The following is a 9,630-nucleotide window of genomic DNA, read 5'->3' as shown; positions in this document are numbered from 1 at the left end:
GGACGCCTACTGGCCCGAGCAGGCGGTGGCCGTGGAGATCGACACCCGGGGGCCGCGGCAGGGCGAGGACGCGGAGTGGTCGGAGTCGGTGCGCATACCGCGCAGCCTGGAGGCTCAAACGCCGGCGGGGCTGGAAGTGGCGGCGAGGGCGGCGTCGGACGGTACGTGGGGTTGTCGGTGGGCGACAGTAGGGTGGGCGGCATGGCCGACCCTTCCAGTTATCGCCCCCAGCCGGGACAGGTCCCCGACTCCCCGGGGGTCTACCGGTTCCGCGACGAGCACCGCCGGGTGATCTACGTCGGGAAGGCCAAGAGCCTGCGCCAGCGCCTGGCCAGTTACTTCCAGGACGTCGCCGGGCTGCACCCCCGTACCGCCACCATGGTGACCACCGCCGCGTCCGTCGAGTGGACCGTGGTCTCCACCGAGGTCGAGGCGCTCCAGCTGGAGTACTCCTGGATCAAGGAGTACGACCCCCGGTTCAACGTCAAGTACCGGGACGACAAGAGCTACCCCTCCCTCGCCGTCACCCTGAACGAGGAGTACCCGCGGGTCCAGGTCATGCGCGGCCCCAAGCGCAAGGGCGTGCGCTACTTCGGCCCCTACGCCCACGCCTGGGCCATCCGCGAGACCGTCGACCTGATGCTGCGCGTCTTCCCCGTACGCACCTGCTCCGCCGGGGTGTTCAAGCGCTCCGCGCAGATCGGCCGCCCCTGCCTGCTCGGCTACATCGGCAAGTGCTCCGCGCCCTGCGTCGGCCGCGTCACCCCCGAGGAGCACCGCGAACTGGCCGAGGAGTTCTGCGACTTCATGGCCGGCCGCACCGGCGCCTACCTCTCCCGGCTGGAGAAGGAGATGCACGCCGCCGCCGAGGAGATGGAGTACGAAAAGGCCGCCCGGCTGCGCGACGACATCGGGGCGCTGCGCCGGGCCATGGAGAAGAACGCCGTCGTGCTGGCCGACGCCACCGACGCCGACCTGATCGCCGTCGCCGAGGACGAGCTCGAAGCCGCCGTGCAGATCTTCCACGTCCGCGGCGGCCGGGTGCGCGGCCAGCGCGGCTGGGTCACCGACAAGGTGGAGGCCGTCGACACCGCCGGGCTCGTCGAGCACGCCCTCCAGCAGCTCTACGGCGAGGAGAAGGGCGAGTCCGTGCCCAAGGAGGTGCTGGTCCCCGCCCTGCCCGAGGACACCCAGGCCCTGGCCCAGTGGCTCGCGGAGCGCCGCGGCTCGCAGGTCGGCCTGCGGATACCGCAGCGCGGTGACAAGAAGGCCCTCATGGAGACCGTCCACCGCAACGCGCTGCAGTCCCTCGCCCTGCACAAGACCAAGCGCGCCAGCGACCTCACCACCCGCTCCCGGGCCCTGGAGGAGATCGCGGAGGCCCTGGACCTGGACGGCGCGCCGCTGCGCATCGAGTGCTTCGACATCTCCCACCTCCAGGGCGACGACGTGGTGGCGTCCATGGTCGTCTTCGAGGACGGGCTCGCCCGCAAGAGCGAGTACCGGCGCTTCCAGATCAAGTCCTTCGCCGGCCAGGACGACGTCCGCTCCATGCACGAGGTGGTCTCCCGGCGCTTCCGCCGCTACCTCCAGGAGAAGCTGAAGACGGGCGAGTGGGAGGCCGAGGAGGGCGAGGGACCGGCCCCCGAGGACGACGGCAGGCCCAAGCGCTTCGCCTACCCCCCGCAGCTCGTCGTCGTCGACGGCGGGCAGCCGCAGGTGGCCGCCGCCAAGCGGGCCCTGGAGGAGCTGGGCGTCGACGACGTGGCCGTGTGCGGGCTGGCCAAGCGGCTGGAGGAGGTCTGGCTGCCCGGCGAGGACGACCCCGTCGTGCTGCCCCGTACGAGTGAGGGGCTGTACCTGCTCCAGCGGGTGCGTGACGAAGCCCACCGCTTCGCCCTCCAGTACCAGCGCGGCAAGCGCGCCAAGCGCCTGAAATCCGGACCGCTGGACGAGGTGCCGGGCCTCGGCGAGAGCCGCAAGCACGCCCTGGTGAAGCACTTCGGTTCGGTGAAGAAGCTGAGACAGGCGACAATCGAGCAGATCTGCGAGGTACCCGGCGTGGGCCGCAAGACGGCCGAGATCGTCGCCGCGGCCCTCGCCGGCGCGGTCCCGGCCGGTCCTGCCGTCAACACGGCCACAGGAGAGATCATTGAGGATGAGCCCCCCGCCCCCGCGGGCGGGGGCGCCCCCGACGGCAGCCGGGGGACACCGTCCGAACGGGGGACCGAGCAATGACCGACCCGAACAGCACGCACGACCGAGACGGAGCACAGGTGAGTACGGGCACGACAGTGGAGCCCGGTGAGACCGCCGAGGCGGCCATCCCCGAGCTGGTGATCATCTCCGGCATGTCCGGCGCCGGCCGCAGCACGGCGGCCAAGTGTCTGGAGGACCTCGGCTGGTTCGTCGTCGACAACCTCCCGCCGGCGCTGATCCCCACCATGGTGGAGCTCGGCGCCCGCTCCCAGGGCAACGTGGCCCGGATCGCCGTCGTCGTCGACGTCCGCGGCCGGCAGTTCTTCGACGCGCTGCGCGAGTCCCTGGCCGACCTCGACAGCAAGGGCGTCACCCGCCGCATCGTCTTCCTGGAGTCCTCCGACGACGCGCTGGTCCGCCGCTTCGAGTCGGTCCGCCGCCCGCACCCGCTCCAGGGCGACGGCCGCATCACCGACGGCATCGCCGCCGAGCGCGACCTGCTGCGCGAGCTGCGCGGCGACGCCGACCTGGTGATCGACACCTCCAGCCTCAACGTGCACGAGCTGCGCGCCAAGATGGACGCCCAGTTCGCCGGGGACGAGGAGCCCGAGCTGCGGGCCACCGTCATGTCCTTCGGCTTCAAGTACGGCCTGCCCGTCGACGCCGACCTCGTCGTCGACTGCCGCTTCATCCCCAACCCGCACTGGGTCCCCGAGCTGCGCCCCTTCACCGGGCTCAACGAGGAGGTGTCGGGCTACGTGTTCAGCCAGCCCGGCGCCAAGGAGTTCCTGGACCGCTACAGCGAGCTGCTCCAGCTCATCGCCACCGGCTACCGCCGCGAGGGCAAGCGGTACGTCACCATCGCCGTCGGGTGCACGGGCGGCAAGCACCGCAGTGTCGCCATGTCCGAGAAGCTGGCCGCCCGCCTCGCCTCCGAGGGAGTCGAGACCGTCGTCGTCCACCGGGACATGGGGCGCGAGTGAGCGGACGCACCCTGCGGCTGAGCCGGCTGCGCCGTCTCACCCCGGGCCGGGGCGAGGACGGCGCGGGCCGCGCCGGCCGCCGGCGCGGCGCGGCGCCCAAGGTGGTCGCGCTCGGAGGCGGACAGGGCCTGTCCGCCTCCCTCGCGGCGCTGCGCCGCATCACCGGTGACCTCACCGCCGTGGTCACCGTCGCCGACGACGGCGGCTCCAGCGGCCGGCTCCGCGAGGAGCTGGGCGTGCTGCCGCCCGGCGACCTGCGCAAGGCGCTGGCCGCGCTGTGCGGGGACGACGACTGGGGCCAGACCTGGGCCCGCGTCATCCAGCACCGCTTCCAGTCCGAGGGCGACCTGCACGGGCACGCCGTCGGCAATCTGCTGATCGTCGCCCTGTGGGAGCAGCTGGGCGACCCGGTGCAGGCCCTCGACCTGGTGGGCCGGCTGCTCGGCGCGCAGGGCCGGGTGCTGCCGATGTCGGCCGTACCGCTGGAGCTCCAGGCCCTGGTCCGGGGCCACGACCCGGACCGCCCCGAGGACGTCGACACCGTGCGGGGGCAGGCCACGGTGGCCCTGACCCCGGGCGAGGTGCTGTCCGTACAGGTGGTGCCCGCGGCCCCGCCGGCCGTGCCGGAGGCCGTCGCCGCCGTGCTCGACGCCGACTGGGTGGTGCTGGGGCCGGGCTCGTGGTTCTCGTCCGTGATCCCGCACCTGCTCGTGCCGGAACTGCTGGACGCGCTGATCGAGACGAAGGCCCGCCGGGTGCTGTCGCTGAACCTCGCGCCGCAGCCCGGTGAAACAGAGGGCTTCTCTCCGCAGCGTCATTTGGAGGTTTTGGCCCGACACGCCCCTAAACTCGCCCTGGACGTGGTGCTGGCCGACGAGGCCGCCGTGCCCGACCGCGAGTCCCTCGCCGATGCCGCGAAACGGTTCGGAGCCGCGGTCGAGCTGGCGCCCGTGGCCAGGCAGGACGGCTCTCCCAAGCACGACCCGGAGCTGCTGGCCGCCGCGTACGACCGTATTTTTCGGATGCATGGAAGGATCGGCCCATGGCGATGACGCCAGCGGTGAAGGATGAGATCTCCCGGCTCCCCGTCACCCGGACCTGCTGCAGAAAAGCGGAGGTCTCGGCGATCCTTCGGTTCGCGGGCGGGCTGCACCTGGTGAGCGGCCGGATCGTCATCGAGGCGGAGCTCGACACGGGAATCGCCGCCCGGCGCCTGCGCAAGGACATCCTGGAGATCTTCGGCCACTCCTCGGACCTGGTGGTGATGGCCCCCGGCGGACTGCGCCGCGGCAGCCGCTACGTGGTCCGCGTCGTGGCCGGCGGTGACCAGCTGGCGCGCCAGACGGGCCTGGTGGACGGCCGCGGCCGCCCGATCCGGGGGCTGCCGCCGCAGGTGGTCTCCGGGGCCACCTGCGACGCCGAGGCGGCCTGGCGCGGCGCCTTCCTGGCCCACGGCTCGCTCACCGAGCCGGGCCGGTCCTCCTCCCTGGAGGTCACCTGCCCCGGCCCGGAGGCCGCCCTGGCCCTGGTGGGCGCCGCCCGCAGGCTCTCCATCGCCGCGAAGGCGCGCGAGGTGCGCGGCGTGGACCGGGTCGTGGTCCGCGACGGCGACGCCATCGGCGCCCTGCTGACCCGCCTCGGCGCGCACGAGTCGGTGCTCGCCTGGGAGGAGCGGCGGATGCGGCGCGAGGTGCGCGCCACCGCCAACCGCCTGGCCAACTTCGACGACGCCAACCTGCGCCGCTCGGCGCGGGCCGCCGTGGCCGCGGGGGCCCGCGTACAGCGCGCCCTGGAGATCCTGGGCGAGGAAGTGCCCGAGCACCTGGCGGCCGCCGGCCGGCTGCGCATGGAGCACAAGCAGGCGTCCCTGGAGGAGCTGGGCGCCCTCGCCGACCCGCCGCTGACCAAGGACGCGGTGGCGGGCCGGATCCGGCGCCTGCTGGCGATGGCCGACAAGCGCGCCCAGGACCTCGGCATCCCGGGCACCGAGTCGAACCTCGACCTCAGCGAGGAATTGGCCGACAACATGGCCGGTTAGCCGAAGTCCTACGGCAGGAGGGGCCCGCGCGATCATTCGTGCGGGCCCCTTCGCCGCATGCCCCATTGACATGAGCACGGGCCGGTCTTGAGTCTGGCGTCCGAACCTTTCGTGGCAGACGACGCCCAGGGGGGCATATGAGTCACCGCGCGAGAGTCATCCTCGCCGCAAGCGCACTCGTCCTCGGCACCACACTCGCCGCCTTACCCGCGGCCGCCCAGGCCCGGCCCGCCTCCGCCGCCCCGTCCGGCGCCGCCCCGGACGCCGCCTCCGGCGCCGACGAGGTACGCGTCTACGAGGCCGACATCACCCGCGAGCAGGTCCCGCTGGTCCTCACCGCCGGCCAGGACGCCCACGAACTCAGCCGGCACGCCCCGGAGACCGGCACCGCCCGCGTGGAGCTCTTCCTCACCGGCGCCCAGGCGGCCGGACTCACCGCGCAGGGGGTCGAGCTCGCCGAGCGGAAGGTGAGCGCCCAGGGCCTGGCCCGGACCGAGGCCGCCGGGGACGGGGTCTTCCGTCCGTACAGCGGCAAGGGCGGGCTCCAGGAGGAGATCCTGCGCACCGCCCAGGAGCACCCCGGCCTCACCAAGGTCGTCTCCATCGGCAGGACGGTGCAGGGCAAGGACATCCTCGCCCTCAAGGTCACCAAGAACGCCGGGAGGACCCGGGACGGGGCGAAGCCCTCCGTCCTCTACATGTCCAACCAGCACGCCCGTGAGTGGATCACCCCCGAGATGACCCGGCGGCTGATGCACCACACCCTCGACAGCTACGGCAGGGACGCCCGCGTCACCGCCCTGGTGGACTCCACCGAGCTGTGGTTCCTGCTCAGCGCCAACCCCGACGGCTACGACTACACCCACGCCCCCGACGGCCGGCGGCTGTGGCGCAAGAACCTCCGCGACAACAACGGCGACGGCCGCGTCGCACCGGGCGACGGCGTCGACCTGAACCGCAACTTCGCCTACAAGTGGGGCTACGACAACGAGGGTTCCTCACCGAACCAGGCGAGCGAGACCTACCGCGGCCCCCAGGCGTCCTCCGAGCCCGAGACCACCGCCCTGGACGCCTTCGAGAAGCGCGTGGGCTTCGCGTACGCGATCAACTACCACTCCGCGGCCGAACTGCTCCTCTACGGCGTGGGCTGGCAGGTGGCCACCCCCACCCCCGACGACGTGGCCTACAAGGCCCTCGCCGGCACCCCGGAGAACCCGGCCGTCCCCGGCTACTACCCGCAGGTCTCCTCCGAGCTGTACACCACCAACGGCGAGGCCGACGGCCACGGCGCCAACGTCAACGGCATCATGATGTTCACGCCGGAGATGACCACCTGCCAGACCGCCGCCGCGAGCGACCCCGACGACCCGTGGAGGCCCGAGGACTGCGCCTCCGGCTTCAACTTCCCGGACGACGAGAAGCTGATCCAGGCCGAGTTCGCCAAGAACGTGCCCTTCGCCCTGGCCGTCGCCGAGAGCGCCGCGCACCCCGACCGCCCGGCCTCCTCCGTGGGCCTGAGCGCCGCCGACTTCACCCTCGACCCCTTCACCACCTCCTACGCCGCCCGCGGCGAGGACCAGCCGGTCGCCGTCACGGCCCGTAAGTCCCTCAGGGACAAGGAGCTCACCTACCGGATCAACGGCGGCCGCACGCACGACGAGGACCTGAAAGCCTGGAAGGGCGGCGAGGTCTACGGCGGCGAGGACAACAACTGGTTCGACGAGTACCGCGCCGAAGTGAAGGGCACCCGGCCCGGCGACCGGGTGGAGGTCTGGTTCACCGGCCGCGACCGCACCGGAAAGCGCGTCGCCAGCGAGCACTTCACCTACACCGTGGCCGAACGCCCCCGCGCCGAGGTCCTGGTGATCGCCGAGGAGGGCGCCAAGGCGCAGCACGCCCAGGCATACGTCGACGCCCTGCGCGCCAACGGCCGCTCCGCCGCCGTCTGGGACGTCGCCGTCCAGGGTGCCCCGCACCACCTGGGCGTGCTCTCCCACTTCCGTACGGCCGTCCACTCCACCGGCGCGACCTCCCCCGGCGGCGCGACCCAGCTGGCGATCCGGGACTTCCTCAACGAGGGCGGCAAGCTGATCGAGGCCGGTGAACTGGCGGGCGGCAACGCCCAGGTCGGCCGCGCCGTGACCAACGACTTCAGCCAGTACTGGCTCGGCGCCCACAGCCGCACCAGCGCCCCCGGCGCCACCGGCTTCGGCGGCGCCGGACCCCTCCAGGGCGCACGCGGCGGCCTCGGCGGCGCCGCCGGCAACCCGCTCGACGCACCCGGCGCCTACACGGTGACCTCCGACACCCTGGCCCCCGCGCAGTTCCCGCAGTTCAGGAGCGCCCCGGCCGGCTCCTACACCGGGATCACCAACCCGTACGCCCCCTACGCGGGCACCGGCATGGCCTCCGCGCTGCACACCGACGCCGACTGGAAGCGGCTGGTCCGCACCGTCGACCTGACCGGTGTGAGCGCCGCGGACAAGCCGCAGCTCAGCCTCGCCCTCAACTGGAACACCGAGGAGGGCTACGACCACGCCGTGCTGGAGGCCCGTACCGCGGGGGGCGAGGACTGGACCACGCTGCCCGACACCGGCGGGCTGTCGAGCCCGGCCGTCCCCGAGGAGTGCGAGGCGGGCTTCCTCCTCAACGGCCACCCGTTCCTGCGGCACTACCTGACCCTGGACGCGGCGGGCTGCTCCCCTCGGGGCACCAGCGGCGCCTGGCACAGCTTCACCGGATCCTCCGGCGGCTGGAAGCAGGTCGCCTTCGACCTGAGCGCCTACGCGGGCCGCACCGTCGAGCTCTCGCTGTCCTCCATCACCGACCCCGGCACGGGCGGCCGCGGGGTCTTCGCGGACGAGGCGCGGCTGTCGGCCGGCGGCACGGACCGGGCCGTGGAGGGCTTCGAGTCCTCGCTCGGCGCGTGGACGGCCCAGGGGGCACCGGCCGGCAGTCCCGAGGTGCCGGGCGACTGGGCCCGTACCGGGGAGCTGTTCCGGTCCTACGCCGCTGTCACTACGCGTGACACGGTCCTGCTGGGATTCGGCCTGGAGCACCTGCCCGCGGCGAAGGACCGCGCGCTACTCGTCGGTACGGCGCTCCGCGCGCTGCACCGCTGATCACCCACCCCACCGGCGCTCACCCTGAGTGACCGGGACCAAGGTCCCGGGCCCCCTTCCGGACCCTCCGGCAGGGGGCCCCGGGCCGGGTGCCCCCATGAAGAGGGGGGAGTGTCAGGCCCCGACCGATGTCACCCCCAAGCTCACGGAGAGGTAGGGTCGTAAGCGGTCGGGGACATCCCATTTCAGCTCGCCGGCGCTCTCACCGGCGCACCAACGAGGAGATCGGTTCGTGACGATCCGCGTAGGCATCAATGGTTTTGGCCGCATTGGCCGCAACTACTTCCGGGCGCTCCTGGAGCAGGGAGCGGACATCGAGATCGTCGGTGTCAACGACCTGACTGACAACGCCACCCTGGTGCACCTTCTCAAGTACGACACCATCCTGGGCCGCCTCAAGGCCGAGGTCTCCCACACCGACGACACGATCACCGTCGGCGGCAACACCTTCAAGACCTTCGCCGAGCGCGACCCCGCGAACCTGCCCTGGGGCGAGCTGGGCGCCGACATCGTCATCGAGTCGACCGGCATCTTCACGAAGAAGGCCGACGCCGCCAAGCACATCGCGGCCGGCGCGAAGAAGGTCCTCATCTCGGCCCCGGCCAAGGACGAGGACATCACCATCGTGATGGGCGTCAACCAGGACAAGTACGACGCGGAGAACCACCACGTCATCTCCAACGCGTCCTGCACCACGAACTGCGTGGCGCCGATGGCCAAGGTCCTCGACGAGAACTTCGGCATCGTCAAGGGCATGATGACGACGGTCCACGCCTACACCAACGACCAGCGCATCCTGGACTTCCCGCACTCGGACCTGCGCCGCGCCCGCGCCGCCGCCGAGAACATCATCCCGACCTCGACCGGTGCCGCCAAGGCCACCGCGCTGGTCCTCCCGCAGCTCAAGGGCAAGCTGGACGGCATCGCCATGCGCGTCCCGGTCCCCACGGGCTCGGTCACCGACCTCGTCCTGGAGCTGGACCGCGAGGTCACCCGCGACGAGATCAACGCCGCCTTCCAGAAGGCCGCGGAGGGCCAGCTGCGGGGGATCCTCGACTACACCGAGGACGCGATCGTCTCCTCCGACATCGTGAACTGGCCGGCGTCCTGCACCTTCGACTCCTCCCTGACCATGGTCCAGGGCAAGCAGGTCAAGGTCGTCGGCTGGTACGACAACGAGTGGGGCTACTCGAACCGTCTCGTGGACCTCACGGTCTTCGTCGGCGGCCGGCTCTGAGTTCGCAGGGCTGACACCACGATGTGAAGCACAGGGTCCGGGCCGCGCGAC

The 9,630-nt window shown here is 72.1% G+C and carries 6 protein-coding genes; all 6 read left to right on the top strand.

The genetic code is table 11. The features are described 5' to 3' along the window. Positions 1 to 201 precede the first annotated feature (201 nt). The 6 genes from uvrC (at position 202) to gap (ending at position 9,579) form a co-directional block, all read left to right on the top strand. Entirely contained in the window at positions 202 to 2,238 is a 2,037-nt protein-coding gene (gene uvrC / locus ABZ873_RS12585; protein ID WP_360869345.1) for an excinuclease ABC subunit UvrC, read from the top strand. Then, positions 2,235 to 3,182: an RNase adapter RapZ gene (gene rapZ, locus ABZ873_RS12580; protein ID WP_360869343.1), complete on the top strand. Its 948-nt coding sequence runs from the start codon at positions 2,235 to 2,237 to the stop codon at positions 3,180 to 3,182. Before uvrC ends, rapZ begins: the two co-directional genes overlap by 4 nt. Then, a complete protein-coding gene (yvcK, locus tag ABZ873_RS12575; protein WP_360869340.1) occupies positions 3,179 to 4,234 on the top strand; it encodes a uridine diphosphate-N-acetylglucosamine-binding protein YvcK in 1,056 nt (351 codons plus the stop codon). The genes rapZ and yvcK overlap by 4 nt, the downstream gene beginning before the upstream one ends. Continuing rightward, positions 4,225 to 5,220: a DNA-binding protein WhiA gene (whiA, locus tag ABZ873_RS12570; protein ID WP_037792880.1), complete on the top strand. Its 996-nt coding sequence runs from the start codon at positions 4,225 to 4,227 to the stop codon at positions 5,218 to 5,220. Before yvcK ends, whiA begins: the two co-directional genes overlap by 10 nt. 137 nt (positions 5,221 to 5,357) lie before the next feature. After that, a complete protein-coding gene (locus ABZ873_RS12565) occupies positions 5,358 to 8,342 on the top strand; it encodes a M14 family zinc carboxypeptidase (RefSeq protein ID WP_360869337.1) in 2,985 nt (994 codons plus the stop codon). 232 nt (positions 8,343 to 8,574) lie between these two features. After that, on the top strand, positions 8,575 to 9,579 hold the full coding sequence (gene gap, locus ABZ873_RS12560) for a type I glyceraldehyde-3-phosphate dehydrogenase (protein ID WP_360869334.1): 1,005 nt from the start codon (positions 8,575 to 8,577) through the stop codon (positions 9,577 to 9,579). The last annotated feature ends 51 nt before the right edge of the window (positions 9,580 to 9,630 follow it).

The sequence above is a fragment of the Streptomyces sp. NPDC047014 genome (assembly GCF_040644195.1).
Classification (GTDB): Bacteria; Actinomycetota; Actinomycetes; order Streptomycetales; family Streptomycetaceae; genus Streptomyces.
The sequence above is the reverse complement of the archived record's forward strand: the minus strand, read 5'-3'. Positions and strand labels throughout refer to the sequence as shown.